Genomic DNA, 206 nt, shown 5'->3' with positions numbered 1-206 from the left:
GCTTACTGCCTGAACCACCATCTGGTTCTTGCTGCCCACGCCGTAGTCGGACATGGCTTTCTGATAGGCATCGCTTTCTCGTAATCCGGCCAGCCATTTGGCCCTTTCTTTTTCTGTCGCGTTATCTTTAAGCGGTGCAGCGCCTTTTTTCGCCTCTTCCAGCCCTTTGATATCGCCCATCGTGTTCACGATGCTGACCATCTGGC

Annotated in this window: 1 pseudogene; it reads right to left on the bottom strand. The window is 53.4% G+C overall.

From position 1 onward, the window contains the following. Positions 1-206: pseudogene (locus ACZ3HG_RS25135) on the bottom strand (hypothetical protein); the annotation flags it as partial.

The sequence above is a fragment of the Erwinia sp. PME.40.26/001 genome, from assembly GCF_055556675.1.
This window is presented reverse-complemented; position numbering and strand designations above follow the sequence as displayed.